The 25,579-nt window shown below is 72.7% G+C and carries 28 protein-coding genes and 1 tRNA gene; 23 read left to right on the top strand and 6 right to left on the bottom strand.

What is annotated here, in order from left to right; translation table 11 throughout:
• Nucleotides 1-46 precede the first annotated feature (46 nt).
• From ACE3Q2_RS04810 to ACE3Q2_RS04770, 9 genes are all read left to right on the top strand, one after another.
• Entirely contained in the window at nt 47-1,675 is a 1,629-nt protein-coding gene (locus tag ACE3Q2_RS04810) for a diguanylate cyclase domain-containing protein (RefSeq protein ID WP_374473174.1), read from the top strand.
• Between the two features lie 62 nt (nt 1,676-1,737).
• Nucleotides 1,738-3,720, top strand: coding sequence for an alpha/beta fold hydrolase (locus ACE3Q2_RS04805; RefSeq protein WP_374473172.1), 1,983 nt, complete (start codon nt 1,738-1,740; stop codon nt 3,718-3,720).
• Between the two features lie 3 nt (nt 3,721-3,723).
• A complete protein-coding gene (locus ACE3Q2_RS04800) occupies nt 3,724-4,194 on the top strand; it encodes a hypothetical protein (protein ID WP_374473170.1) in 471 nt (156 codons plus the stop codon).
• 91 nt (nt 4,195-4,285) lie between these two features.
• Nucleotides 4,286-4,666 carry a DUF4124 domain-containing protein gene (locus tag ACE3Q2_RS04795; protein ID WP_374473168.1) on the top strand — a complete coding sequence of 127 codons (381 nt, stop codon included), beginning with the start codon at nt 4,286-4,288 and terminating at the stop codon, nt 4,664-4,666.
• A 61-nt stretch (nt 4,667-4,727) separates the two neighbouring features.
• Nucleotides 4,728-5,609, top strand: a complete 882-nt coding sequence (locus ACE3Q2_RS04790; RefSeq protein WP_374473166.1) for a DMT family transporter — start codon at nt 4,728-4,730, stop codon at nt 5,607-5,609.
• A 73-nt stretch (nt 5,610-5,682) separates the two neighbouring features.
• On the top strand, nt 5,683-6,264 hold the full coding sequence (locus ACE3Q2_RS04785) for a hypothetical protein (RefSeq protein WP_374473164.1): 582 nt from the start codon (nt 5,683-5,685) through the stop codon (nt 6,262-6,264).
• An 18-nt stretch (nt 6,265-6,282) separates the two neighbouring features.
• The gene (locus ACE3Q2_RS04780; protein ID WP_374473162.1) at nt 6,283-7,014 is read left to right on the top strand and encodes an HAD family hydrolase; all 732 of its coding nucleotides are present in this window, start codon (nt 6,283-6,285) and stop codon (nt 7,012-7,014) included.
• Between the two features lie 9 nt (nt 7,015-7,023).
• Nucleotides 7,024-8,826 (top strand): acyl-CoA dehydrogenase, encoded by a 1,803-nt coding sequence (locus ACE3Q2_RS04775; protein ID WP_374473160.1) that lies wholly within the window; start codon nt 7,024-7,026, stop codon nt 8,824-8,826.
• The gene (locus tag ACE3Q2_RS04770) at nt 8,817-10,202 is read left to right on the top strand and encodes a GGDEF domain-containing protein (RefSeq protein ID WP_231696449.1); all 1,386 of its coding nucleotides are present in this window, start codon (nt 8,817-8,819) and stop codon (nt 10,200-10,202) included. Before ACE3Q2_RS04775 ends, ACE3Q2_RS04770 begins: the two co-directional genes overlap by 10 nt.
• On the opposite strand, the gene ACE3Q2_RS04765 is transcribed toward ACE3Q2_RS04770, so the two are convergent.
• Together ACE3Q2_RS04765 and ACE3Q2_RS04760 are read right to left on the bottom strand one after the other, a co-directional pair.
• The gene (locus ACE3Q2_RS04765; RefSeq protein WP_374473157.1) at nt 10,184-10,942 is read right to left on the bottom strand and encodes a MipA/OmpV family protein; all 759 of its coding nucleotides are present in this window, start codon (nt 10,940-10,942) and stop codon (nt 10,184-10,186) included. The two genes, ACE3Q2_RS04770 and ACE3Q2_RS04765, sit on opposite strands and share 19 nt — an antisense overlap.
• 71 nt (nt 10,943-11,013) lie before the next feature.
• Nucleotides 11,014-11,682 (bottom strand): energy transducer TonB, encoded by a 669-nt coding sequence (locus tag ACE3Q2_RS04760; RefSeq protein ID WP_374473155.1) that lies wholly within the window; start codon nt 11,680-11,682, stop codon nt 11,014-11,016.
• Nucleotides 11,683-11,848: 166 nt separating this feature from the next.
• Here ACE3Q2_RS04760 and ACE3Q2_RS04755 point away from each other — a divergent pair, with 166 nt between their 5' ends.
• Both ACE3Q2_RS04755 and ACE3Q2_RS04750 read left to right on the top strand, forming a co-directional pair.
• The gene (locus ACE3Q2_RS04755; RefSeq protein WP_374473153.1) at nt 11,849-12,289 is read left to right on the top strand and encodes a copper resistance protein NlpE; all 441 of its coding nucleotides are present in this window, start codon (nt 11,849-11,851) and stop codon (nt 12,287-12,289) included.
• A gap of 67 nt (nt 12,290-12,356) precedes the next feature.
• Nucleotides 12,357-12,947: a hypothetical protein gene (locus ACE3Q2_RS04750; protein WP_231696445.1), complete on the top strand. Its 591-nt coding sequence runs from the start codon at nt 12,357-12,359 to the stop codon at nt 12,945-12,947.
• Between the two features lie 57 nt (nt 12,948-13,004).
• On the opposite strand, the gene ACE3Q2_RS04745 is transcribed toward ACE3Q2_RS04750, so the two are convergent.
• Together ACE3Q2_RS04745 and ACE3Q2_RS04740 are read right to left on the bottom strand one after the other, a co-directional pair.
• Nucleotides 13,005-13,763 (bottom strand): SDR family NAD(P)-dependent oxidoreductase, encoded by a 759-nt coding sequence (locus ACE3Q2_RS04745; RefSeq protein ID WP_231696444.1) that lies wholly within the window; start codon nt 13,761-13,763, stop codon nt 13,005-13,007.
• Between the two features lie 69 nt (nt 13,764-13,832).
• Nucleotides 13,833-14,249 (bottom strand): group III truncated hemoglobin, encoded by a 417-nt coding sequence (locus ACE3Q2_RS04740; RefSeq protein ID WP_231696443.1) that lies wholly within the window; start codon nt 14,247-14,249, stop codon nt 13,833-13,835.
• A gap of 119 nt (nt 14,250-14,368) precedes the next feature.
• On the opposite strand from ACE3Q2_RS04740, the gene ACE3Q2_RS04735 reads away from it, so the two are divergent.
• From ACE3Q2_RS04735 to ACE3Q2_RS04710, 6 genes are all read left to right on the top strand, one after another.
• The gene (locus ACE3Q2_RS04735) at nt 14,369-14,710 is read left to right on the top strand and encodes a DUF6522 family protein (RefSeq protein WP_231696442.1); all 342 of its coding nucleotides are present in this window, start codon (nt 14,369-14,371) and stop codon (nt 14,708-14,710) included.
• 81 nt (nt 14,711-14,791) lie between these two features.
• The gene (gene dusA / locus ACE3Q2_RS04730; protein WP_374473150.1) at nt 14,792-15,799 is read left to right on the top strand and encodes a tRNA dihydrouridine(20/20a) synthase DusA; all 1,008 of its coding nucleotides are present in this window, start codon (nt 14,792-14,794) and stop codon (nt 15,797-15,799) included.
• Nucleotides 15,796-16,707, top strand: a complete 912-nt coding sequence (locus tag ACE3Q2_RS04725) for an arginine deiminase-related protein (protein WP_231696440.1) — start codon at nt 15,796-15,798, stop codon at nt 16,705-16,707. The genes dusA and ACE3Q2_RS04725 overlap by 4 nt, the downstream gene beginning before the upstream one ends.
• A gap of 128 nt (nt 16,708-16,835) precedes the next feature.
• Complete coding sequence (locus ACE3Q2_RS04720; protein ID WP_231696439.1) at nt 16,836-17,213, top strand: hypothetical protein; 378 nt, start codon at nt 16,836-16,838, stop codon at nt 17,211-17,213.
• A 51-nt stretch (nt 17,214-17,264) separates the two neighbouring features.
• On the top strand, nt 17,265-17,945 hold the full coding sequence (locus tag ACE3Q2_RS04715) for a response regulator transcription factor (RefSeq protein ID WP_043804803.1): 681 nt from the start codon (nt 17,265-17,267) through the stop codon (nt 17,943-17,945).
• A gap of 45 nt (nt 17,946-17,990) precedes the next feature.
• Nucleotides 17,991-19,337 carry an ATP-binding protein gene (locus ACE3Q2_RS04710; RefSeq protein WP_374473196.1) on the top strand — a complete coding sequence of 449 codons (1,347 nt, stop codon included), beginning with the start codon at nt 17,991-17,993 and terminating at the stop codon, nt 19,335-19,337.
• 7 nt (nt 19,338-19,344) lie between these two features.
• Here the strand turns inward: ACE3Q2_RS04710 and ACE3Q2_RS04705 are convergent, their stop codons facing one another.
• Both ACE3Q2_RS04705 and ACE3Q2_RS04700 read right to left on the bottom strand, forming a co-directional pair.
• Nucleotides 19,345-20,109, bottom strand: coding sequence for a M90 family metallopeptidase (locus ACE3Q2_RS04705; protein ID WP_231696437.1), 765 nt, complete (start codon nt 20,107-20,109; stop codon nt 19,345-19,347).
• 47 nt (nt 20,110-20,156) lie between these two features.
• A complete protein-coding gene (locus tag ACE3Q2_RS04700) occupies nt 20,157-20,411 on the bottom strand; it encodes a hypothetical protein (protein ID WP_231696436.1) in 255 nt (84 codons plus the stop codon).
• A gap of 154 nt (nt 20,412-20,565) precedes the next feature.
• Between ACE3Q2_RS04700 and ACE3Q2_RS04695 the strand changes: the two genes are divergently transcribed.
• The 6 genes from ACE3Q2_RS04695 to ACE3Q2_RS04670 all read left to right on the top strand — a co-directional run bounded on the left by ACE3Q2_RS04695 (nt 20,566) and on the right by ACE3Q2_RS04670 (nt 25,519).
• Entirely contained in the window at nt 20,566-22,377 is a 1,812-nt protein-coding gene (locus ACE3Q2_RS04695) for a DegV family protein (protein ID WP_231696435.1), read from the top strand.
• A 32-nt stretch (nt 22,378-22,409) separates the two neighbouring features.
• Nucleotides 22,410-23,045 (top strand): glycerol-3-phosphate 1-O-acyltransferase PlsY, encoded by a 636-nt coding sequence (plsY, locus tag ACE3Q2_RS04690; RefSeq protein ID WP_231696434.1) that lies wholly within the window; start codon nt 22,410-22,412, stop codon nt 23,043-23,045.
• Nucleotides 23,042-24,007 carry a bifunctional biotin--[acetyl-CoA-carboxylase] ligase/biotin operon repressor BirA gene (birA, locus tag ACE3Q2_RS04685; RefSeq protein WP_231696433.1) on the top strand — a complete coding sequence of 322 codons (966 nt, stop codon included), beginning with the start codon at nt 23,042-23,044 and terminating at the stop codon, nt 24,005-24,007. The genes plsY and birA overlap by 4 nt, the downstream gene beginning before the upstream one ends.
• Nucleotides 24,004-24,759: a type III pantothenate kinase gene (locus ACE3Q2_RS04680; RefSeq protein ID WP_374473145.1), complete on the top strand. Its 756-nt coding sequence runs from the start codon at nt 24,004-24,006 to the stop codon at nt 24,757-24,759. Before birA ends, ACE3Q2_RS04680 begins: the two co-directional genes overlap by 4 nt.
• A complete protein-coding gene (locus tag ACE3Q2_RS04675) occupies nt 24,756-25,412 on the top strand; it encodes an SPOR domain-containing protein (RefSeq protein ID WP_374473143.1) in 657 nt (218 codons plus the stop codon). Before ACE3Q2_RS04680 ends, ACE3Q2_RS04675 begins: the two co-directional genes overlap by 4 nt.
• A gap of 31 nt (nt 25,413-25,443) precedes the next feature.
• Nucleotides 25,444-25,519: transfer RNA gene (locus ACE3Q2_RS04670), tRNA-Thr, on the top strand.
• Nucleotides 25,520-25,579: the final 60 nt, after the last annotated feature.

Raw genomic sequence — 25,579 nt, 5'->3', positions numbered from 1 at the left:
CCGGCGGGCGCTGGCATTCCTGCGCCCGCTGGATACACTCGGGGGCATGGCCGACTCCGCTCCCGCGGGACCCCAGGCGCCGCCGACCACCCGCAGTCCGCTGTGGCTGGGCGGCGTGCTGTTCCTGGTGACGCTGGCGGCCTCGGCCTGGTTCGTCGGCCAGATGGTCGGGTACGGCGAACGGATCGAGCACCAGCACGGCCTGAGCGTGGCGAACACCACCGCCGCCCTGCTCGATCCCGGCGAAGTCGCCGCACTGCGCGGCGAGCCCGGCGACGCCGGCACGCCGGCCCACGACGCCGTCCGCGCCGACCTGCGCGCCGTTCTCGAGTCGAACCCGGAGTTCCGCTTCGTCTACCTGATGCGGCCGCTGCCCGGGCGGACCGACCGGTTCGTGTTCCTCGCCGACGGCGAAGATCCCACCTCGCCCGACTATTCCGCCCCGGGCGACGTGTACGAGGGGCCGTCGCACGACCTGCGCCGGGTGGTGGAATCGGGCCAGTCGCTCTTCTCGGGCGTGGTCCACGACGAGTGGGGCAGCTTCGTGAGCGCGCTGGCGCCGGTGACGGATGCGGAAGGCCGCCTGCTGGCGGTGCTCGGCATCGACATCGAGCAGCACACCTGGATGGACACCCAGGCGCGCTACCGCAGCTTCGGCCTGGCCATCTCGGGGCTGGTGCTGGCGCTGGTGGCGCTGTTCCTGGTGGGCCTGCAGCTGCAGCGGCAGGCCGCGCAGCGCCAGGCCGGGCTGGGCCAGCGGCTCGCCGAGCAGCTGGGAGAGCTCCAGCTGGCCCAGGAAGGCCTGCGCATGGCCGACATCGTGGTGCGCAAGACCAGCGAAGCCATCATGGTGCTCGACCCGCAGATGCGCATCGTCAGCGTCAATCCCGCCTGGGAGCGCCTGACCGGGCTGCGCGGCGCGGACGTGGTGGGCCTGATGCCCCCGTCCCTGACGCGCGACCCGGCGCTGCTGGCGCGCCTGAAGGCCGCCATCGACGAAGGCGACCACTGGGAGGGCGAAGTCTGGGGCCAGCGCCCCGACGGCACGCGCTACCCCACGGGCGCCCTGGCCGAGGTGGTGCGCGACGACGCCGGCGCCATCACCCATTTCGTGGTGGTGCTGCAGGACGTCGCGGCGCAGAAGGAACTGGAGGAGCGCCTGCGCGAACTCTCGGCCACCGACGGCCTGACCCACATCGCCAACCGCCGCGCCTTCGACGACGCGCTGGTGCACGAATGGGAGCGCGCGCTGCGCAACGGCGGCCCGCTGTCGGTGGTCATGGCCGACATCGATTTCTTCAAGCGCTACAACGACCAGTACGGCCACGTCGCCGGCGGCGTCTGCCTGCAGCAGGTGGCGGCGGCGCTCAAGGCCGGCATCCGCCAGGGTGGCGACTTCGTGGGGCGCTACGGCGGCGAGGAGTTCGTGGTGGTGCTGCCGGGCGCCGACGCGGACGCGGCCCGCGCCGTGGCCGAGTCGCTGCGGCAGCGGGTGGAGGCGCTGGCCCTGCCGCACGAAGGCAACCCCGCCACCGGGGTGGTCACCATCAGCCTGGGCGTAGCCACCTGCGAGCCTGTGCGCGGCCGCGAACCCACGACGCTGGTGGAGGCCGCCGACAAGCAGCTCTACCGGGCCAAGCAGGGCGGCCGCAACCGGGTGGAAGCCGCCGGCTGATCGCGGTGCGCCGGGCACAGGCGTAAAGTCGGGGCCTCATCCCGCCCGCCGGAGCCCGAGCCATGACCCTTCGCCGTACCGTCCTGCCGCTGGCCATCACCCTGGCCCTGTCCCTGGCCGCCTGCCAGCCCGCCGGCACGCCGCCCGCCGAAGGGCAGGGCCCCCAGGCCGCCGCCGCGCCAGCGGAAGTGGCGCGCCCGAGCCGGCAGTACGGCATCGAGGAGTTCATCGAGTCCACCGGCGTCGCCGGCGCCTCGTTCAACGCCGACGAATCGCGCATCCTGTTCTCGTCGAACAAGAGCGGCATCTGGAACGCCTATTCGATGCCGGTGGCCGGCGGCGAATGGACCGCGGTGACTTCGTCGGACACCGACAACGTGTACGCCGTGGCCTATTTCCCCGCCGACGACCGCGTGCTGGTGACGCGCGACCAGGGCGGCAACGAACTCGACCACCTGTACGTGATCGAAGCCGACGGCAGCGAGCGCGACCTGACCCCCGGCGAAAACCTCAAGGCCGACTTCCTGGGCTTCACTGGCGACGGCAACGCCTTCCACGTGATGAGCAACGAGCGTGACCCGCGCTATTTCGACGTCTACCGCTACGACGCCAGGACCTACGAGCGCACCCGCGTCTACGAGAACAAGGATGGCTACGAGCCCAGCGTCGTGTCGCAGGATGGCAAGTGGCTGGCGCTCGGCCAGTCCAACACCACCAACGACAGCGACCTGCACGTGGTGGAGCTGGCCACGGGGAAATCCACCAAGGTTTCTCAGCACGAGGGCCAGGCCGCGTTCGACGCCCAGGACTTCAGCCCCGACGGCCAGTGGCTGTACTACACCGCCAACGACCAGGGCGAGTTCGCGCAGCTGCGCCGCGTGAAGCTGGGCAGCTGGGAGCACGAGCCGGTGCGCAGCGCCGACTGGGACATCGTGGCGGCCTACTTCTCGAAGGGCGGCAAGTACCTGGCCGTGGCCACCAACGTGGACGGCAGCACCAGCGTGAAGCTCTACGACGCCGCCACCGGCGCCGAGCAGCCGCTGCCGGCGCTGCCGGCCGGCGAGATCCGCGGCCTGCGCATCGCTGATTCCGAGCAGCGCCTGGCCTTCTACCTCAACGGCGACCGCCAGCCCAACGACCTGTACGTGCTCGAGCTGGCCGGCGGCGAGCCGAAGCAGCTGACCACCTCGCTCAACCCGGCCATCGACCCGGCCGACCTGGTGGATTCGAGCGTGGTGCGCTTCCCCAGCTTCGACGGCATGGTCATCCCGAACATCCTGTGGAAGCCGCACCAGGCCAGCGCGGAAAACCCGGCGCCGGCGCTGGTGTGGGTGCACGGCGGCCCGGGCGGCCAGACCACGCGCGCGCACTCGGCACTCATCCAGTACCTGGCCAACCACGGCTACGTGGTGCTGGGCATCAACAACCGCGGCAGCTCGGGCTACGGCAAGACCTTCTTCGCCGCCGACGACGGCAAGCACGGCCGCGAGCCGCTTTGGGACACCGTTGAAGCCAAGAAGTACCTGCAGACGCTGGACTACGTCGACGACGACCGGATCGGCATCGTGGGCGGCAGCTACGGCGGCTACATGGTGCTCTCGGCGCTGGCCTTCCAGCCTGGTGAATTCAAGGTGGGCGTGAACATCTTCGGCGTGTCGAACTGGCTGCGCACGCTCGAATCGATCCCGCCGTACTGGGAGAGCTTCCGCGAGGCGCTGTACCAGGAGATCGGCAACCCGGAGACGCAGCGCGATTTCCTGGTCGAAACCTCGCCGCTGTTCCACGCCGACAAGATCAACGTGCCGCTGATGGTGCTGCAGGGCGCCAACGACCCGCGCGTGATCAAGCCCGAGTCCGACGACATCGTGGCGGCCGTGCAGAAGAACGGCGTGCCGGTGGAGTACGTGGTGTTCGACGACGAGGGCCACGGCTTCTCGAAGAAGAAGAACCAGATCGAAGGCTACGGCCGCATGCTGGCCTTCCTGGACCAGCACCTGAAGAACGCCGCGCCGGCCGCCCCGGCGGCGGATGCGAAGGCGGAGTAAGCGATGCGCGCGGTTCTGTTCCTGGTGTCGTCGTTGCTGGCCGCGGGGCCGGCGGCGGCCGAGTCGCTGTACAAGTGCGTCGATCCGAAGGGCGCGGTGAGCATCCAGTCCGAGGCCTGCCCGGCGGGCAGCACCCAGGCGTGGAAGCGCGACGCCACGCCCGAGGCCGGTCCCAGCGTGGAAGAGCTGGCGGCCCGCGCCGCGCTGGCCGATGCCGAAGCCCGGCGCGCCGCGGAAACCGCGCGCCTGGCCGAGGAGGCACGGCTGGCCGAGCAGGCCCGCCGCGAGCAGCAGGCCCGCCAGCGCGCGGCCGAAGCCAGCGGCGAGCGCCCGCCTACCAAAAGCGAGTGCACCCAGGCCCACGACTTTTCCGACGCGGTGCTGGCCAAGGACTGGCTGCAGCTCGACGAGACCCAGAAGGCGAACCTGCGCCAGTGGGTCGTCGAGCAGTGCGCGGACGTTTACGAGTCCTGACGCGGCGTTTTCCACGGCCCGTCCGCGCGTTTCCCCGGGCGACACGGGCGCGCACACCGGCGTGAACTGGTCCTCCCGCGTGGAGGACCGCATGAACCCGCTTCCGCTCATCCTCGTGCTGGCAGTGTTGCCGCCGCCAGCCAACGTCCTGCGCAAATGCGTGGCCGCCGACGGCGCGGTCAGCTACCAGGCCTTGCCCTGCGCCGCCGGCAGCGAACAGCGCTGGGTGCAGCCGGTGAAACCCGACCCGGCGCCGGTGCCGCGCGCCGCGGCGCCGGCGGAGCGCACCGCCACGGCGCGCGTCCGCGCCAGCCTGGCCGAATCGCCCCGGCCGCGGCGGGATCCGCGCCGGGAGCGCTGCGAGGCCGCGCGCCGCAAGGCCGACGAGCAGCGCGACCGGCTCTGGAACCGCCTCAGCTTCGACCAGCGCTCCGAACTCGACGCCCGGGTGGCGCGGGCCTGTGCGCGCTGAGAACGCCCGGCCATGACCCCCGGCCCTCGCCGTCGGCCGGCGCCGGCCGCACAATGGCCGCATGACCCGGAACCCTTCGAACCTGCGCGGCATCGTCGCCATGCTGCTCGCCGTCGGCCTGTTCTCGCTGATGGACGGTGGCCTCAAGCACCTGGCCAGCCACTACCCGCCGATGCAGGTGGCGGCCATCCGCGGCTGGTCGGCGCTGCCGCTGGTGCTGCTGTGGGTGTGGGCCACGGGCGCGGTGGCCACGCTCTGGCGCGTGCGCTGGGGGCTGCACCTGCTGCGCGCGGGGCTGTCGATCGCCATGCTTTCGTGTTTCGCCTACGCGCTGGCGCGCATGCCCATGACCGGTGCCTACACGCTGTTCTTCGTCGCGCCGCTGCTGATCACCGCGCTGTCGGTGCCGCTGCTGCGCGAGAAGGTGGGGCCGCGGCGCTGGGCGGCCATCGCGGTGGGCCTGCTGGGCGTGCTCGTGGTGATGCGCCCCACCGGCGAGGGCGTGTTCACCTGGGCCGGGCTGGCGGTGCTGGTGGCGGCCACGGGCTACGCGCTCTCGGCCATCATGGTGAGCGTGCTGCACCGCACCGACAGCAGCCAGGCCATGGTGTTCTGGATGATCGGCATGACCGCGCTGGGCGCTGGCGCGCTGGCCTTGCCGGGCTGGGAGCCCCTGCGCGCGGAAGACGCGTGGGTCATCGCCGGGGTGGGCCTTACCGGCTTCCTGGGCCAGGTGGCCATCACCGAAGCCTTCCGCCTGGGCGAGGCCTCGGTGGTGGCGCCGTTCGAGTACAGCGCCCTGGCCTGGGGCCTGGGCCTGGACCTGCTGGTCTGGCAGGTGCTGCCGGATGCCTGGACCTTCGCCGGCGCCGGCATCATCGTCGCCAGCGGCCTGTACCTGATCCGGCGCGAGCGCGTGCACGTGGAAGCCGAGCATCCCTGAACCCGCCGCGCGGCGCGACGGTTTATGCTTCGCGGCACGTCTCCCTGGAAGCCCCCGGATGCCGAAGTCCAGCATGCTCGCCGCCCTGTTCCTGCTGCTGCCGCTCGCCGGCTGCGGCGGCGATGACGCGCCGGCTCCCGATGCGGCGGCCACCGCCGCGACCGCCACCACGCCCGCCGAGACCGGCCCGGACTGGAGCCACTGCCGCTTCCCCGGCCTTTCGCTGCCGGTGCCCGCCCGCCTGTTCGTGGTGGACGGCGGCACGCCCGACCCGGGCGCGGAGCCCGGCCGCGAAATCATCCGCCGCGTGGACATCGCCGTGCCCGGCCCGGTGGCCCTGCTGCTCACCGCGCCCGAGGCCACCGCCTGGCACGTGCGTCCCGGCCCGGAAACCGAACTGCGCGCGGTCATCGCCATCGGCGACGCGCCCCAGCGCATCACCGGCCAGCGCCTGGGCGTGCACCGGCTCGAGCGCTCCACCGCCATGGGCGACGCCTGCGGTGGCTACCTGCTGCGCGACGGCGCCGGCCCGGCGCTGTCGGCCGCCACCGAAGCCATCTTCGGCAAGCCGCACGACGCGCTCTACGCCATGCGCATCGGCTCGGTGGTGATCGGCGGCACCGACCCCGGCCTCGACCAGCCGGTCGGGCACTGAGCCCCGGGCGCGCAACCAATGATCGAACTGGTGGGTTTCGACGGCGACGATACGCTCTGGCACAGCGAGGGCTACTACCGCGTCGCGCACGCGGCCTTCGAGGGCATCGTGGGCCACTACGTCGACCTGGCCGACGCCGGCCTGCACGAACGCCTGCTGGCCACCGAGCGCCGCAACATCAAGCTGTTCGGCTACGGCGCCAAGGGCATGACGCTGTCCATGGTCGAGGCCGCCATCGCCATCACCGGCGAACGCATCAGCGCCGCCGACATCCACCGCATCGTCACCTTGGGCAAGGAAGTGATGTCGCACCCGGTCGAACTGCTGCCGGGCATCCGCGAGGCGGTGGAAGCGGTGGCGCGCGAGCACCGCGTCGTGCTCATCACCAAGGGCGACCTGTTCCACCAGGAGGCCAAGGTACAGGCCTGCGGGCTGGCCGGGCTGTTCCACCGCATCGAGATCGTGTCCGAGAAGGACGTGCGCGCCTACGACCGCGTGCTGGGTGAATTCGGGCTGGCGCCCGGGCAGTTCGCCATGGTCGGCAATTCGCTGCGCTCCGACATCGAACCGGTGCTGCGCCTGGGCGGCTGGGGCGTGCACATGCCCTACCACGTGACCTGGGCGCACGAGCTCGAGCACGGCCTGGGGCCGGACGACGCGGCGCGCATGGAAACAGTGCAGGGCGCCGCGGGCATCCCGGCCGCCATCGCGGCCCTGCGCGAGCGCGCCGGGGCCACGGTGCCGCGCTAATCTGGCGGCATGGACACCGACCCGCTGATCCCGCGCCACGAACTCGATTTCCAGCTTTACGCCCTGCAGGGCGCGGCCGCGCTGTGCCGCTACCCGCGCTTCGCCGCCCACGGCCGCGACACCTTCGACGCCGTGCTCGATTCCGCGCGCGCCCTGGCGCTGTCGCATTTCGCCCCGCACAACCGCGCCTCCGACGAACGCGAGCCGCGCTTCGTGGACGGCCGGGTCGAGGTGGTCCCGGAAGTGAAGGCCGCGCTCGACGCCTTCGCCGAGGCCGGCTTCCCGGCCCTGCTGGCCGACGAGGCCGAGGGCGGCATGCAGCTGCCCTATACGGTGGCGCTGGCCTGCGACGCGCTGTTCTGCGGCGCCAACGTTTCCACCACCGGCTACGCGCTGCTGGCGCGCGGCGTGGCCAACCTGCTGCAGGCGCACGCCAGCCCGGAACAGAACGCGCGCTGGCGCAGGCCGCTGCTTCAGGGCCGCTACCTGGGCACCATGTGCCTGAGCGAGCCGCAGGCCGGTTCCTCGCTGGCCGACATCCGCACCCGCGCCGAGCCCGCCGGCGACGGCAGCTACCGGCTCAGCGGCGCGAAAATGTGGATCTCCGGCGGCGAGCACGAGCTCGCGGAAAACATCGTCCACCTCGTGCTGGCCCGCCTGCCCGACGCGCCCGCGGGCGTGAAGGGCCTGAGCCTGTTCATCGTGCCGCGCCTTCGCGTCGGCGCCGACGGCAAGCCGGGCGAACGCAACGACGTGCAACTGGCCGGCGTGAACCACAAGCTGGGCCAGCGCGGCATCGTCAACACCTTCCTGAAGTTCGGCGAGCGCGGGGATTGCCATGCCGAGCGGGTGGGCGCGCCCGGCCAGGGCCTGGCGCAGATGTTCCACCTGATGAACGAGGCGCGCATCGGCGTGGGCGTGGGCGCCATCAGCCTGGGCATGGCCGGCTACCGCTATTGCCTGGCCTACGCGCGCGAGCGCCGCCAGGGCCGCCACCCCGACCAGAAGGACCCGGCCAGCCCGCCGCTGCCGATCATCGAACACGCCGACGTGCGCCGCCTGCTGCTGCAGCAGAAGGCATTGGTGGAAGGCGCGCTGGGCCTGGCCTTCGAGGCCGCGCGCCGCGTGGACATCCAGGCGCACGACCCGGACGAAACCCGCCGCCGCGAGGCCGGCCTGCTGCTGGAACTGCTGACGCCGATCATCAAGGCCTGGTCGGCGGAAGAGTGCGTGCGCGCCAACGACCTCGCCGTCCAGGTGCTGGGCGGCTACGGCTACACCCGCGAATACCCGGTGGAGCAGTACTGGCGCGACAACCGCCTCAACCCCATCCACGAAGGCGCCAACGGCATCCAGGCGCTCGACCTGCTCGGCCGCAAGGTGCTGATGGCGGACGGCGCGGCGCTGTCGCTGCTGCGTCGCGAAATCACCGGCACGGCGCGCGAGGCCGCCTCGGTTCCCGCGCTGGCCGCGCATGCCGCTGCGTTGGAATCCGCCGCCACGCGCCTGGCCGAAGTCACCGCCACGCTGGGCGCGTCGATGGCACGCGGCGACGCGCGCGTGGCGCTGGCCCAGGCCAGCCGCTACCTGCATTTCGCCGGCCACGTGGCCGTGGCCTGGTCGTGGCTGCGGCAGGCGCTGGCGGCGAGCCAGGCCGCTCCGGCCAGCGAGGCCGAGCGCGACTTCCTGACCGGCAAGCTCGCCGCCTGCGACTGGTTCTTCCGGCAGGAGTTGCCCACGGTCGAACACGATGCGAGGCTGCTCGAGTCACTGGACCGCAGCCTGGTGGACCTACGCACGCAATGGCTATGAACCCGGCCATCGAGCCCCGCATCCTCCAGGCCCAGGCCGACCGGCTGCGCCGGCACAGCCGCATTGCGGCCGCGGTGGTGGCGGGGCTGGCCGTGGTCGCGCTGCTGGGCTGGCTGTTCGACGTGTCGGTACTGCGCTCGGTGCTGCCCGGCCACGTGCAGATGAAGGCCAACACCGCCATCGGCTTCCTGTTCGCGAGCCTGGCCCTGGGCGCCTGCGGACTGGGCATGGGCCGGGTGGTGTCGCGCCTGGCGTCGGTGGCCCTGCTGCTGCTGGGTGGCACGGTGCTGGTGGAATACCTGCTGGGCGCCGACTTCGGAATTGGCACGCTGCTGTTCGACGATCCCGCCGCGCTGCGCGCCGGCCGCGTACCGGGCCAGATGTCGCAGCTCTCGGCGGCGGGCTTCGTGTTGGCCGGGGCCATCGGCCTGGCCACCAGCTGGCGACCGGGCCACTGGCTGGGCCAGGCCCTGGCGCTGGTGATGCTGGTGGGCGCGCTCTTCAGCCTCAGCGGCTACGGCTACCTGATGGGCGCCGTCGGGCAAAGCCCGGCCATCAATCCCGTCGGCCTCAACACCGCCGTCTGCCTGTTCCTGCTGGCGCTGGGCTGGCTGGTGGCCGTGCCCGGGGCCATGCTGCCGAGCGTGCTGGTGGCCAACAGCCTCGGCGGCGTGCTGGCGCGGCGGTTGCTGCTGCCGGTGCTGTTGATGCCGGTGCTGCTGAGCTACCTGGCGCAGGTGTCGCGCAACTCCGGCCTGCTGACCGAAGGCGCCACCATCACCTGGCTGGCGGTGGCCTCGGGTCTCGCGGCCGCCGGGCTGGTGTGGTGGTCGAGCCGCCTGCTCGACGGCATCGAGCGGCAGCGCCGCGTGGCGCGGCAGTTGCGGGAGTCCGCGCTCACCGACGAACTGACCCATCTGGGCAACCGCCGTGCGTTCGACGAATCACTGGCGGCGCTGCAGGCGCGCGGCGAGTCCTTCAGCCTGCTGATGCTCGACCTCGACCACTTCAAGACCTACAACGACACCCACGGCCACCTGGCCGGCGACCAGGCGCTGCGCAACACCGGCGCGCTGCTGCAGGCCGCGCTGCGTCCGGGCGACGTGGCGGCGCGTTACGGCGGCGAGGAGTTCGCGGTGCTGCTGCCCGGCACCGACGGCGAGCGTGCGCTGCGCGTGGCCGAGCGCGTCTGCCGCGACTTCCACGTGGCCGACTGGCCGTTCGAGCGCGTCACGGTGAGCATCGGCGTGGCCGAGGCCATGCCGGGCGAAGCCACCATCGACCTGGTGGCGCGCGCCGACGCCGCGCTCTACGCCGCCAAGGCCGCGGGCCGCGACCGCGCCACGCTGGCACCGGCTCAGTCGGCCAGCGCGTAGCCCACGCCCACCAGCACGGTGGTGCGGCCGTCCTGGTCCACCAGCGGGCTGTCGGTCACTTCCGAGGGCAGCCAGCTGTGGCCGGCGCGCGCGAACAGCTGCCAGCGGCCGCCCAGCGGGCGGGTCACCAGCACCGCCAGTTCCGGGAACAGCGCCGAATCGCCGGCGTACGCCGGCCGGCCGACGATGGCCTCGTCGGCGCGCACGCCGTAGTAGTAATCCACCATGTCGGCGCTCTGCCAGCGCAGCGCCAGCGAGGGCAGCACGGTCCAGCCGCCGGCGCGCAGCAGCGCGGTGTAGGAGAGTTCGGCTTCCTGGCCGCCGCTGCGGTCGAGTGCGTCGGTGGCCAGCGAGGCCTCGAACTGGCCCACGCGCGGGATGCGCCAGCTGGCCGCCACGCCGGCGTCGAGCGAGAACTTGCGGTCGTCCATGCCGGCCAGGTAAGGCGAGTCGCCGGCGTCGTAGCCGTCGCCGCGCACCTGCAGGAAGGGGCCGAACTCGAAGCCCCCGTCTTCCACCAGCACGATGCCGCCGCGCAGGCCGCGCAGGTAGGCGCGCTCGCCTTCGAAGCGCACCAGCGGAACCACCAGCAGGTCTTCGTCGATCTGGCGGTAGGGCGAGTCGCGTTCGATCGCGAGCAGGCCGACGGTCCAGCGCGGCTGGGCGTTTTCCTGCGCGTGGGCGGGCAGGGTGGCCAGCAGGGCGGCGGCCAGGGCCGCGGGGAGCAGGCGCGGGGTCATCGGGGGAAACTCCGGTTCGACGGGATCGCCACTGTTGGCGACGATCCGTCGAACCGGCGTGATTGTCCAGTTCAGGGCAGGCGGAACTCGACCGGCACCAGCGCGTAGGCGGCGATGGCGCGGCCGCCGCGCTGCGCCGGGTGGAAGCGCCAGCGCTGCAGCACCTGGTCGCGCGCGGCCCTGTCGAGGCGACGGTCGCCGCTGCTGCGCTCGATGGCCACTTCCAGCGGCTGCCCGGTTTCATCCACCAGCACCTTCAGCAGCACCGTGCCCTCGATGCCGGCGATGGCGGCCTGGCGCGGGTAGCGCGGCGCGGGGGCGAAGGCGTAGGCCAGCGTGGCCAGGCCGGGCTGGCCGACGTCGAAGCTTTCCTCGGCAGGGCCGGTATCGAAAGCGGGCGGCGCTTCGATCTCGCCGGTGTCGAACGCGGGCGTGGCGTCGGGGGCCGCCGCCTGCTGTACCTGCGGCTGCGGCTGGGCCACGGGCTGCGGTCGCCGCTCGGGCTGCGGCGTCGGCGGCGCCTGGGTGGGCGTGATCTCCGGCGGCGGCAGCGGCTGCATTTCGACCACGGTGGTCTGTGGCCGCGGCTTGGCTTCCGGTGGCGTCCAGCGGGTCGGCACCAGCAACAGGCCGAACACGACGGCGTGCACGCAGAGCGCGAGCGTGGTGCCGGCGATGCGCTTGGCATCGAGGCCGGCGAACGGGGACGACGGGGTGGGGTGGGGCAGGCTTCGGACCATGGAACACCTCCTCGGGTGGGTGCAAGGTCGCCAACGCGCCGGCGCGGAAGGCAGGGTCGCGGCCGCCGCTCGTCGTTGCCCCGAGACTGCGACGGCCCCGTGCGTGCGCGCAAGCGCTAGGATGTGCGCCATGTCCCGATCCCCGTTTCCCGGATGGCTTGCATTCATGTTCGCGGCCGCGCTGCTGGGCGGCTGCGGGCGCGCGCCTGACCCCGCGGCCAGCGCCGCCGACGACGGCGCCGCGCCCGGCGAGGCTGCCGCGCCTCTCGGCGACGAGGCTTTCGAAACCGCCTGGCTGGGCGTGCTGCCCTGCGCCGACTGCGACGGCATCCAGACCCGACTGCAGCTGCACGAAGAGGGAAGCGAGCGCCGCTACGAGCTCGAGGAAACCTACCTCGGCGCGCCCGGCGACAACGTCTTCGTCACCGAGGGCGACTGGGTGCAGGAAACGCGTCGCGGCGACGGCGAGACGGCGACCCTGTTCCGCCTCGACCCGCAGGGCCCGGACCGCTGGTTCGAACTGCGCGCCGACGGCAGCCTGGAAATGCTCGACGGCGAAGGCCGGCCGCTGGAAGGCGCGCTGGCCTACCGCCTCCAGCGGCTCTGAGCGGTTTCGACAGCATTCACCCGCTTGCGGCAAACTCTGCTGCGCCCCCCGGTTCCAGGAGAACAACATGAAAAAGCTCAGTGGCTTCGTGCTCGTCCTCGGCCTGGCCTTCTCGGCCGGCGCGCAGGCCATCGTCGACGAGTTCGCCTTCGGCTTCAGCCCGCGCACGGGCGACGCCTGGGTGGATACCCAGCTCGGCGACATCAACGTCTTCGCCCGCGGCAACACCGATGGCTTCATTGATGACGTGGTGGTGAGCTACGGCGCGCCGCGTTACCTGGTGCGCGAGCTCTACTACGACCGCCGCTGGGCGCCGGGCGACATCTACTACGCCTGCGCGCTGGCGCAGCTGGTGCGACGCCCCTGCATCGAGGTGGTGGACATCTACCAGCGCGACCACGGGCAGGGCTGGGGCGTGATCGCCCAGCGCCTGGGCATCCGCCCGGGTTCGCCGGAGTTCCACACGCTCAAGGGCAACGTCGGCAAGGGCCACGGCAAGATGAAGGCGCGCGGCGGCCCGAAGGCCGGTGGTTCGCGTGGTGGCAACCAGTCCGGCCCGGCGCCCAAGGGCAACCGCCCCGCGGGGGGGCAGGGCCAGGGCCGCGGCCAGGGTGGCAAGCCCGACAAGGGCAACCAGGGGCGCGGCCACGGCCGCTGAGCCCCGGTTCCCGGATTGCGTTGGAAAGACGGCGGCCCAAGGGCCGCCGTCTTCGTTTCAGCGGGCGGTGTAACCGCCGTCGATCGCCAGCTCGGTGCCGGTGACGAACTTCGATTCGTCGGAGGCCAGGTAGACCACGCCCCAGGCGATGTCGTCCGCCTCGCCCATGTGGCCCAGTGGGTGCAGCGCGCCGATCGCCTCGCGGGTGGCACCGCTGGCCTGCAGGTGGTGTTCCACCATCGGCGTCCAGATGAAGCCCGGGTGCACTGAGTTCACGCGGATGCGGTCGGCGGCGTAGCACAGGGCATCGGTCTTGCTCATCAGCCGCACCGCGCCCTTGGAGGCGTGGTAGGCCGGCACGTCGGGCGCGCCGACCAGGCCGTAGATGGACGAGAGGTTGATGATGCTGCCGCCGCCGGCCTTCTTCATGTGCGGGATGGCGTGCTTGGCGCAGAACAGCACGCCCTTCACGTTCACCGCCTGCACCTGGTCCCACTCGGCCTCGGTGATCTCGTGGGTGAGCTTGATCGAGCCGGAGATGCCGGCGTTGTTCACCAGCACGTGCACGCCGCCGAATTCGGCCGCGGCCTCGTCGGTGGCGGCCTTCACCTGTGCTTCGTTGCTGACGTCCACATGCCAGTAGCGGGCGCGTGCGCCCTTAGCGCGCAGCGCGGCGGCCAGCGCCTCGCCTTCGGCGTCGTGCAGGTCGAACAGCGCGACCGCGCCGCCTTCCTCCGCGAGCCGCTCGGCGCAGGCGCGGCCGATGCCCAGCGCGGCGCCGGTGACGATGCAGGTCTTGCCTTTCACTCGATTCATGGCCGTCCTCCTCGGTCCTGGGGTGGCGGCCAGTTTGCGCCAACTCGGGCGCGGCGGGTTTGACGCGCGTCAGTCGGCCCCGCCGCGCACCGGCAGGCCCAGCGGGCGGCCTTGGCGGCGCGGGTCCAGGCCCAGGCCGTACTGCAGGCTCTCGCCGATGCGGGCGGCGTACTGGCGCAGGGCCTGAGCGTGGGCCGGCGGCAGCTCCTCGGCGGTGGTCTCGTTCCACAGCGCCAGCCAGTGGCTGAAATGCGCGGTGGTGATCGAAGGCAGCGCCCGGTGCGCCGCCATCGGGTTGCCGCGGAAGCGGCGGGTGCCCAGCGCCACCGAGGACCAGAAATCCGTGAGCAGCTGCAGGTGCTCGTCCCAGTCGTGCACCGCACCCTCGAAAATGGGGCCCAGGGCCGGGTCGCGGCGCACCTTGGCGTAGAAGCGGTCGACGAGCCGGGCCAGCGCGGCCTCGTCCAGCGGGGGAGGGGTGTCCATGCCGGCAGTTTACGGCCCGGCCTGGCGGGGCGCCGGCCCGCCACCTGACCCAGGTCAGGGAAGTGGCGGAAAGGGAGCGCCAGCATGGCGGCCAGTCCCACCCCCGCGGGAGCGGCGCCATGGCCAACAGCATCGACTGGAACGACTTCGACTCGCACGCGCAGCCCGGCGTAGCCGAGGCGCTGGACGCCGCCGGCATCGAGACCGGCACCGGCGGCGCCGTGGAAGCCATGCCCCTCACGCTGGTGAGGACGGTGGACGTGGACGCCCGCCTGGTGGCCGAGGGCCTGGGCCTGCCGCCGCAGGACGTGCCGGCCATGGTGGCCGACCGCCGCATCGCCACCCTGTGCGAGCGCGGCGTGGGCGAGGACGCCGGGCTGTACCGCTTCACCTTCTACTTTGGGCAGAAGCGTTTCCGCGTCACCACGGACGCCGACGGCCAGCCGCTCCCGGGCCGCTGACGGGCCCCGCCGGGCGGACAGTGGCATCCTATGCCGCCGCCGCGCGCATCGCGGCGGCCTTCCTGCCCAGGCGAAACAACGATGACGACGGAACCCGGCCGCGCCGGCGAGTGGCGCCTGAGCGTGGCGCCGATGATGGACTGGACCGACCGGCACTGCCGGGTCTTCCATCGCCTGCTTGCGCCCAATGCGCGGCTCTACACCGAAATGGTGCACGCCCAGGCCGTGATCCACGGCGACCGCGAGCGCCTGCTCGGTTTCGACGCGGTGGAACACCCGGTGGCGCTGCAGCTGGGCGGCAGCGACCCCGCGCACCTGGCCGAAGCCACCCGCATCGGCGCCGACTGGGGCTACGACGAGGTCAACCTCAACGTCGGCTGCCCCTCCGACCGCGTGCAGGCCGGGCGTTTCGGAGCCTGCCTGATGAAGGAACCCGCGCTGGTGGCCGACTGCGTCGCCGCCATGCAGGCCGCCGCGCCGGCGAACGTGCCGGTCACGGTGAAGTGCCGCCTGGGCGTGGACGAGATGGAGGACTACGACGTCTTCCGCGCCTTCGTCGACACCGTGGCGCTGGCCGGCTGCCGCGTGTTCGTGGTGCACGCCCGCAAGGCGTGGCTGCAGGGCCTGAGCCCGAAGGAAAACCGCGAGATCCCGCCGCTGCGCTACGAATGGGTGCACCGCCTCAAGCGCGAGCGCCCGGAGCTGGTGGTGGCCATCAACGGCGGGCTGGCCACGGTCGAGGACGTGCTGGCGCAGTCGCCGGGCCTGGACGGCGTGATGATCGGCCGCGCCGCCTACCACGAGCCCTACCGCCTGCACCTGATGGACCGCGCGCTGTTCGCGCCGTCGGAGCCGCCGGAAGACCGCGCGGAGCTGCTGCGCAAGTTGCGGCCGTACGTCGAGGACTGCCTGGGCCGCGGCGTCGCGCTCAAGCACATCAGCCGGCACCTGCTGGGCCTGTTCCACGGCCAGCCGGGCGGACGCCTGTTCCGCCAGGTGCTGAGCGAAGGCGCACCGCGCGCCGATGCCGGCTGGGACCTGGTGGAACGCGCGCTGGCCGCCACCGCGCGGCGCGAGGCGGCGGCATGATCACCCGCGATACCGGAAGGTTCCTGGCCTTCGCCCGCGGCCTGGCCGCCGATTTCGGCCCGGCCTGCGCGAAGGCCGCGTTCCTGGTCGCGCCCGAAGGTTTCGCGCTGGCCGAGCAGTCGGCCAGCGACAACGCCTACATGGACCTGTCGGTGCGCGTGGACCCGCGGCGCGCGCTCGACCAGCACCGCGAACTGCAGCGCGCCCTGGCCGAAGACCTGCCGACCGTGTGTTTCCCCGGCGACCCCGCCACGCCCGACGCGCTGTTCCCGAACAACGTGTTCGCCACCGCGCCGGGACGGCTGGTCATCGGCAACATGCGCCACCCCGTGCGCCAGCGCGAGGCGGAGCGCGCCGACATCCGCGGTTTCTTCACCGGCGCCCTGGGCTACCGGGAAATCGACCTGCGGGCCCAGCCGGGCATCTGCGAGCTCACCGGCTCGATGGTGGTCGACCGCGCCCGCGGCCTGGGCTTCGCGGGCCTGGGCGAGCGCTGCGACGCCGTTGGCGCCGCCGCCCTGCACGCCGCCCTCGGCCTGCGCGCCACCCTGCTGTTCGACCTGGCGCCGGGCGAGTACCACGCCAACGTGGTGATGAGCGTGCTGGCCGGCCGGGCCCTGGTGGTCTGCCCCGGCGGCTTCGCCGACCCGGCGGTGCCGGCGGCCCTGGCCGCGCTGTACGCACCCGCCGTGGTCACGCTCGACGACGCCCAGAAGGCCGGCTTCGCCGGCAACTGCATCGCCCTGCGCGGCGACCGGGTGCGCATCAGCCAGGCCGGCGCCGACGCCCTGCGGCCCGGCCAGGTGGCCGCGCTGGCCGGGGCTGGTTTCGCCCTGGCCCCGGTGCCCCTGGACGAAATCGAGAAGGCCGGCGGCTCCCTGCGCTGCTGCGTGGCGGAAATCTACTGAGCCTGAACCTTGGCAAGCGCCAAGTTATTGAAGATATTAAAGTTCAGACCGGATTCACTGCCCCGGAACCAGACTTCACCCCGTCATCCGGCTAGCCGGACCCCCCGCTCGGAGCTAGTATCCCGCTGATGCTGAACGCCCTTCGACCCCTGCTGCTGCTTGTCGCCGTTGCCGCCGCCGCGGCCCCGGTGCATGCCGAGGAAGCGCGCCAGCGCCGCCTGGAGGCGGCCGAGCGCATCCGCGAGGTCGAGCGCGACGGCGGCCGGGTGCTGCAGGCCGAGCGCATGCAGCGCGGTGGCCGCGAGGTCTATCGTTACAAGGTGCTCACCCCGGACGGCCGCGTGCGCGTGATGCACGACGCCCGCGACCGCGAGCCGCCGCGCACCGACCGCCGCAGCCTCATGCTGCGCGACCGTGCCCGCCGGCCCGAGCCGGTCGAGGTGCGCCCGGAACCGCAGGTCGAGGCGGGCCGCGGTGAACCGCGCCGCGGCGACGCCGAGAACTGATTCCCCCTGTCCCGGCCCCCCCTGGGCCGTTCCCCTGTCGAAGGAGACGCCATGCGCGTACTGCTGGTCGAGGATGAAGCCCCGCTCCGTGAAACCCTGGCCGCGCGCCTGAAGCGCGAAGGTTTCGCCGTGGACACCGCCGGCGACGGCGAGGAAGGCCTGTACCACGGCCGCGAAGTGCCGTTCGACATCGCCGTGATCGACCTGGGATTGCCCAAGATGTCGGGCATGGACCTGGTGAAGGCGCTGCGCGCCGAAGGCCAGAAGTTCCCCATCCTCATCCTCACCGCGCGCTCGAGCTGGCAGGACAAGGTCGAGGGCCTGAAGTCCGGCGCCGACGACTACCTGGTCAAGCCCTTCCACGTGGAAGAGCTGCTGGCGCGCATGAACGCGCTGCTGCGCCGCGCCGCCGGCTGGTCCAAGCCCACGCTCGACTGCGGCCCGGTGAAGCTCGACCTCTCGGCCCAGACGGTGTCCGTCAACGGCGCCGGCGTCGACCTCACCAGCTACGAGTACAAGGTGCTCGAGTACCTGATGCTGCACGCGGGCGAGCTGGTGTCCAAGGCCGACCTGACCGAGCACATCTACCAGCAGGATTTCGACCGCGACTCGAACGTGCTCGAGGTCTTCATCGGCCGCCTGCGCAAGAAGCTCGACCCCGAGGGCGAGATCAAGCCGATCGAGACCGTGCGCGGTCGCGGCTACCGTTTCGCCATCCCGCGCGACGAGTAAACCCGCGTGCGCGGTTGGCGCACGCTGTCGCTGCAGGCCCGGCAGATGCTGGCGGCCAGCGTCGCGCTGGTCGCCTTCCTCGGGCTCACCGGCTACGCCCTGGACCGCGCCTTCGTGCAGACGGCCCAGAACGCCCTGCGCGAACGCCTGGCCAACCTGGCCAACGCCTACATCCAGGAAAGTGAATTCGACCGCACGGGCGCCTTCATCTCGCCCGAGATCCCGCCCGACACGCGCCTGCTCAGCCCGGGCAGCGGCCTGTATGCGAACGTGCGCGGCGAGGGCCTGAGTTGGGAGTCCGCGTCCGCGCTGGGCCGCTCGCTGCCGCCGGTGGAATTCCTCAAGCCTGCCGAAAAGCGCTTCGAGGGCCCGCTGCGCATCGTCGACGCCCGCGGCCTGGAGAACAGCGTCTACGCCTATTCGATGGGCGTGATCTGGGAAAGCGCCGGCGACTTCCCGATCACCTTCAGCGTGTTCGAGGACGCCGGCCAGATCCAGGACCAGGTGAACGTGTTCAGGCGCGCGCTCTGGGGCTACCTGGTGATGGCGGCGCTGCTGCTGTTGCTGGTGCAGATCCTGGTGCTGCGCTGGAGCCTGCTGCCGCTGCGCGACGTCGAGCGCGAACTCTCGCGCGTGCGCCAGGGCCGCAGCCAGCGCCTCTCGGGCCGGCACCCGCGCGAGCTCGAGTCGATCACCGAATCGATCAACAGCCTGATCGAGAGCGAGCGCAGCCACCTCGAGCGCAGCCGCAACACGCTGTCCGACCTGGCCCACAGCCTCAAGACCCCGCTGGCCGTGCTGCGCTCGCGCCTGGACGCCGACGCCAGCCACGAAGAGCTGCGCGCCGAGGTCGGTGCGCAGGTGCAGCGCATGAACGAGATCGTCTCCTACCAGCTTTCGCGCGCCGCCCGCAGCGGCCATGCGCTGTATTCGGCGCCGCTGGAGATCGAGCCGCGCGCCGAGGAAATCGTCGCCGGCCTCGAGAAGGTGTACGCCAGCAAGGGTGTGTTCTGCGAATTCGAGATCGACCCGGCGGCGCGTTTCCACGGCGAGCTGGGCGACCTGCAGGAGTTGATGGGCAACCTGGTCGAGAACGCCTTCAAGTGGGCGCGCAAGCGCGTGCTGCTGACGGTGACGGTGGAGCCGGCGCCGGACAACCGCCGCCCCGGCGTGTCCTTCGTGGTGGACGACGACGGCCCGGGCATCCCGCCTGAGCAGGTGGAGCGCCTGCTCCAGCGCGGCGTTCGCGGCGACGAGCGCGTGCAGGGCCACGGCATCGGCCTGTCGATCGTGCAGGACATCGTGGCGGCCTACCGCGGCGAACTCACCGTGGGCCCGGCGCCCGAACTCGGCGGCGCGCGTTTCGCCGTGCGTTTCCCGCCGGCCTACTGACGCCGCCTCAGCGCGCGGGGATCGGCGACTCGCCGTAGAAGCGCTGCAGGTGCCCGGCCACCGCCGGCATTTCCCTGGCCAGCAGCGCCGGCGCCGAGAAGTGGTATTCGCTGGCGACGGCGAAGAATTCCTCGGGGGCTTCCGCGGCGTAGGCGTCGATCGGCGTGTCCTCGCCGGCGTCCACGCGTTTGCAGAAGGCGTCGTAGGCCTGCTGGAAATCGCGGGCCCAGGCGCGCTGCCAGGCGGCGGGCAGGGGCGGGGTGCCGTCCATGGCGCCGTCGAGGGCGTCGAGCTTGTGCGCCATCTCGTGCACCACCAGCTGGAAGCCGGCCTCGGGCTCGGCCAGGTCGGCCAGCACGTCGTCCCAGCTCAGCACCAGCGGGCCCTGTTCCCAGGCTTCCCCGGCCAGTTCGTCCACCCATTCATCCACTACGCCAGTGTCCTCGTCGTGGTGGCGGCGGTGCACGCGGAAGGCGCCGGGGTAGACCAGCACCTGCGACCAGCCGTGCAGGCCCTCGGCGCCGAATTCGAGCAGCGGCAGGCAGCACAGTGCGGCCAGTTGCAGCCGCTGCGCGTCGTCGAGCGCCAGGCCGTGCAGCGGGGTGATGGTCTTGCCGGCCTGGTAGCGCGCCACCAGCGTGCACAGGCGGTCGCGCCGCGCGGCGTCGAGGCGGGCGAGGAAGGGCAGGGCGGCGAGCAGGGCGTCGCGGTCGGTGGGCGACAGGCGCGGCTGGCTCGTGGCGGAGCGCAGGCGCTTGAGCAGGGATTTCATGCCCGCAGGGTGCGGGCGGCGACGCGATCAGGCAAGCCCGGGCGGGCTCAGCGGATCATTCCGGGCAGCAGGGTGTTCCAGCGGGGCGTGCTGCGGCCGGCGGCGCCGCTGCTGCGCGGGCGCACCGGCGCGGTGGCGCCCGGGCCGGCGGAGGGCTCGGTGGACTTGCCGTTGGCCGGCTTGGCGTCCTGGGCTTCCTGCTTGGGGCAAAGGCCCCCATCGGGCTCGGCCTGCGCCGGTTCGGACGCGAACGCCGCGGTGGTGGCGAAAGCCAGGCTGAGGGCGAGCAGAAGGCGGGTCATGGTCTTCACCTGCGGAACGGGACACCCATTCGGATGCGCCGGGGCGGCCAAGGGTTGCATCGGATTCTACGCTGGCCGGGGCCGGACGCCAGTGCCGTTTTTGCGGCGCCGCAGCATGGCGCCGGCGCGCGCTTCGGGCAGACTCCGGCGGCACATGAATGCCGCCACCCTCACCTTCCCACGCCCGCTCATCCGCGGCCCCGCGCTCCGCCGCGCCCTCATCGCCGGCGCGCGCCGGGTGATCGCGCAGCGCGAGGCGCTCAACAAGATCAACGTATTCCCGGTGCCCGACGGCGACACCGGCAGCAACCTCGCCTTCACCTTGGGAGGCGTGCTGGCCGGCGCGCTGAGCCGCCGCACCCAGGGCGCCGGCGACCTGCTGCGCCGGGTCGGCGAGGACGCGGTGGACGGTGCGCGCGGCAATTCCGGCGCCATCCTGGCGCAGTTCTTCACCGGCGTCGCCGAAGCGGTGGGCACCGCCCGCGCGCTCGAGGCCGCCGCGCTGGCGCGCGCCGTGCGCGCCGGCGCCAACTCGGCCCGGCAGGCGCTGTCCGAGCCGCGCGAGGGCACCATCCTGAGCGTCATCAGCGCCTTCGCCGATGGGCTCGACACGCGCGCCGACGACGACCTCGGCAGCTGGTTCGCGCGCGCGCTCGAGCGCAGCCGCCGGGCCCTGGCCGCCACCCCGACGCAGTTGCCGGTGCTGGCCAAGGCCGGCGTGGTGGACGCCGGCGCGCAGGGTTTCGTGGACCTGCTCGAGGGCATCCACGACTTCATCGCCTCGGGCGCGGTGGACGCCGCCGGCGTCGCCGACGAACTGCCGGCCGACCTGGAAGCCGCCGAAGCGCACGGCGAGCTCGGCGACGCCGACCCCGAGCACCGCTGGTGCAGCGAATGCCTGCTGGTGGGCGAGGGCCTGGACCGCGCCGGCCTGCGCGCGGCGGTGGGCGAGCTGGGTGCGTCCTGCGTGGTGATCGCCGGCAGCCACACCCGCGTGCGCCTGCACGCGCACGTGGCCCAGCCCAGCCAGCTGTTCGAAGTGGCCGGCCGCTTCGGCCGCGTCGAAGGCGCCAAGGCCGACGACATGCACGCCCAGGCGCGCACCGCCGCCGGCGGCGTCGGCGTGGCGGTGATCACCGACAGCGCCGCCGACCTGCCCGACGAGGAGCTGCGCCGGCTCAACATCCACATGGTGCCGGCGCGCGTGAACTTCGGCGACCAGGACTACCTGGACAAGGTCGGCCTTTCCACCGCCGAGTTCTACCGCAAGCTGCGCACCGAGCTGGTGCTGCCGCGCACCAGCCAGCCGCCGCCGGGCGACTTCCGGCGGCAGTTCGAATTCCTGCTCTCGCACCACCGCGAACTGGTGTACGTGGGTCTTTCGCGCGCGGTGTCGGGCACGCTGCAGTCGGCCGAAACCGCCGCGCAGCGCTGCAGCCCCGGCCGCACGCACGTGTTCGACACCGGCAACGCTTCCGGCGGCGAAGGCCTGCTGGCCATGCGCGCGGCGGAGATGGCGGTGGCGGGCGCGACGTCCGCGCAGATCCTGGAAGAACTGGCGCGGCTCAAGCCGCTCACCCAGACCTGGGCCATGGCGCGCAACATCAGCCACGCCGTGCGCGGCGGCCGCATCCCGGCCTGGGCCAAGCCCGTGGTCGAGTGGCTGGGCCTGACGCCGCTGGCGAAGGTGAAGGACAGCGGCCGGCTCGGCGTGGTCGGCGGCCTGTTCGGCCAGTCGCGGCTGCCCGAGCGCTACGCCGAGTACGTGGCCAAACGCGTGGCCAAGGGCCGGCGCTACCGCGTCGTGGTGGGCCACTGCGATGCGCCCGAAGACGGCCAGCGCCTGCTGGCCGCGCTGCGCGAACGCCTGGAGGTGGCCCAGGGCTGGCTGGTGGAAACCGGCTCGGCCGTGGGCGCGCATGCCGGCCCCGGTGCGCTGGTGGTGTCGCTGCAGCCCGCGGACTGACGCCGCCCGCGGGGCTCCCGCATAATGCCGGCATGACTTCGCCGACGTTGACCACGCTGCTGCTCCTGCTCGCCGCCTACCTGCTCGGCTCGCTTTCGGGCAGCCTGCTGCTGGGCCGCCTGCGCGGCGTGGACATCCGGCAGCACGGCAGCGGCAACGCCGGCGGCACCAACGCGCTGCGCACCCAGGGCTGGAAGTTCGCGCTCGGCACGGTGCTGGTGGACGTGGGCAAGGGCGTGCTGGCGGTCTGGCTGGCGCAACGCTTCGGCGGCGGCGAGGCCTGGCTGCCGTATGCCGCGGCGGCCGCGGCCATCCTCGGCCACGTGTACCCGGTGTTCCATGGTTTCCGCGGCGGCAAGGGCGCCGGCACGCTGGTGGGTGCGCTGCTGGTGGCGTGGCCGGTGTCGGTGGCGGTGCTCATCGGCGCCTGGCTGCTGGTGCTCACCGCCACGGGTTACGTGGGCCTGTCCACCATCCTGGCCGGCGCGGTGCTGGTGCCCTTCGCGCTGCTCACCGATGCGCCGCTGCCGAGGCTGGTGTTCGCCGCGGGCGTGGCGCTGTTCCTGGCCTACACGCACCGCAGCAACCTGGCGCGCCTGCGCGCCGGCACCGAAAGCCGCTTCGAGCGCGTGCGGATCTGGGCGCGGCTGTTCCGGGGGCGGGCGTGAGCGATCGCGCGCTGCTGGCGCGGCTGTGCGCGGGGCCGGCGTCCGGCGCCGAGCTCGCGGCCTCGCTGGGCATCACCCGCAGCGCGGTGTGGAAGCGCATCGAGGCGCTGCGCGAGGCGGGCGTGGAGGTCGATGCGCAGCCCGGCCGCGGTTATGCGCTGGCGCGGCCCCTGCAGCTGCTTGATGGTGACGCGCTGGCCGCCGCGCTGTCGCCCGCGGCGCGCGCGGAACTGGCGGGCCTCGAGGTGCTGTTCGAAACCGATTCCACCAATGCCGAGGCGCTGCGCCAGCCGGCGCCGGCGCAGGGCACGCGCGCCTGGCTGGCCGAACGCCAGACCGCCGGCCGCGGCCGCCGCGGGCGCGCCTGGGCTTCGCCGCTGGCCGCGCATGTTTACCTGAGCCTGTCGCGCCGTTTCGACGGCGGCATCGCCGCGCTGCAGGGGCTCAGCCTCGCCGTGGGCGTGGCCGCGGTGCAGGCGCTGCATGGACTGGGGTATCGCGAAGTCGGGCTGAAGTGGCCGAACGACCTGCTGGTGGGTTCACGCAAGCTCGGCGGCATCCTGGTGGAGCTGCGCGGCGACGCCGCCGGCCCGCTGCACGTGGTCGTGGGCCTGGGCCTGAACGTGGCGATGCCGCCGTCCGCCGCGCAGAGCATCGACCAGCCCTGGTGCGACCTGGCCGGTCTGGTGCCGCAGCCACCTTCCCGCCAAGCCGTGGCCGCGGCGCTGCTGGACGCGCTGCTGCCGATGCTCGCGCGCTTCGAACGCGAGGGCCTGGCACCGTGGCGCGAAGCCTGGGCGCGTCACGACCTGCTCGCCGGCAAGCCCGTGCGCGTGCAGGAAGGCCCGCGCGTGGTCGAAGGCATCGCGCTCGGCCTGGCCGACGACGGCGCGCTGCGCCTGCGCACCGAAGCCGGCGAACACCTGTGCCATGCAGGCGAAGCGAGCCTGCGCGCCGCATGAACTGGCTGCTCGACCTTGGCAACACCCGCCTGAAGGTGGCCCCCTGGTCGCCCGGCCGGGCGCTGGGCGAAATGCAGGCCTGGGCGCATGGCGCCGCCGATTTCGCGCCCTCGCTGCAGCGCTGGCTGGCGCAGCTGGCGGCGGGCGACCGCTGCTGGCTTGCTTCCGTGGCCAGCTCGGAACTCACCGCCACCGTGGCCGAGGCGCTGGCGCGCAGCGGCCACCCGGCCACGCGCGTGCGCACCCTGGCCGAATGCGCCGGCGTGCGCATCGCCTACGCCGAGCCCTCGCGCCTGGGCGTCGACCGCTTCCTGGCGCTGCTGGCCGCGCATGCGCGCGGGCTCGGCCCGTGGCTGCTGGTGTCGGCGGGCAGCGCGCTCACGGTGGACCTGCTCGACGCCGGCGGCCAGCACCGCGGCGGCGTCATCGCGCCCAGCCCCGAGCACATGCGCTCGGCGCTGGCCGCGCGTTTTTTTCCCGCGCTGGCCTATGCCGGCGGCGAAGCCCAGGCCTTCGCCCGCGACACCGCCGACGCGCTCGCCGGTGGCAGCATTGGCGCGGCGCTGGGGCTGGTTGAACGCAGCCACCGCGAAGCCACGCGCCTGCTTGGCCAGGCACCGCGGCTGCTGCTGGGCGGCGGTGGCGCGGCACGGCTGGCGCAGTCGCTCGACATCGAACACGAACTGGCGCCCGCGCTGGTGCTGGAGGGCCTGGCGGTGTACGCCGCGCAGGCCGGGAGTGAACCGCAATGATGGTGCGTGGCCTGGTGGTGCTGCTGGCGTGCATGAACCTCGCCGTTGGCCTGTGGTGGTGGCTGCACGTGCCCGCGGTGGAGGCACCGCCGCCGCCGATGGAAACCGGCGTCGGCGGCCTGGTGCTGCTGGGCGAGGCCGAGGCGCCGCCGCCGCCCGACGCGGTGGAGCTGGCCGCCGTGCCGGTGCCGCTGCCCGACGCACCGCTGTGCCTGAGCATCGGCCCCTTCGCCACGCCGGCCCAGCTGCGCGCGGCCATGAATGCACTGACGCCCCGCGTGGCGCGCATCCAGTTCCGGGAACTGCCGGCCACCGAACTGCGCGGCTACCGCGTGTTCCTGCCCGCGTCCGGCAGCCGTGAGCAGGCGCTGGCCGCCGCGCGCCAGCTGGCCGCGCGTGGCGTGCGCGACTACTACGTCGTGACCGCCGGCGAAGAGGAGAACACCATTTCGCTGGGCCTGTTCCGCGAGCTGGCCAACGCCGAGAAGCGCCGCGACGAAGTCGCCGGCCAGGGTTTCCAGCCCGTGCTCGAACCGCGCACCGAACAGGCCGCGCAGTGGTGGATCGACCTGGCCGCCGAGCCCGGGCTCGACTGGGCCGCGGCGATCGGCGACGCCAGCGGGCTGGAAGCGCGCCCCGCGCCCTGCCAGTAACACCGTCGCGGCAGGCTAGAATCCGCGCCATGCCGGCTTAGCTCAGTTGGTAGAGCAACCGCCTTGTAAGCGGTAGGTCCCCGGTTCGATTCCGGGAGCCGGCACCACTCCCGCGGCGGGGCTTGGCTTTCCTGCCCCACATGGGCTCTTATTAGCCCACGGGCGAC

Source organism: Arenimonas sp. (assembly GCF_041913985.1).
Taxonomy (GTDB): Bacteria; Pseudomonadota; Gammaproteobacteria; order Xanthomonadales; family Xanthomonadaceae; genus Arenimonas.
The sequence above is the reverse complement of the archived record's forward strand: the minus strand, read 5'-3'. Positions and strand labels throughout refer to the sequence as shown.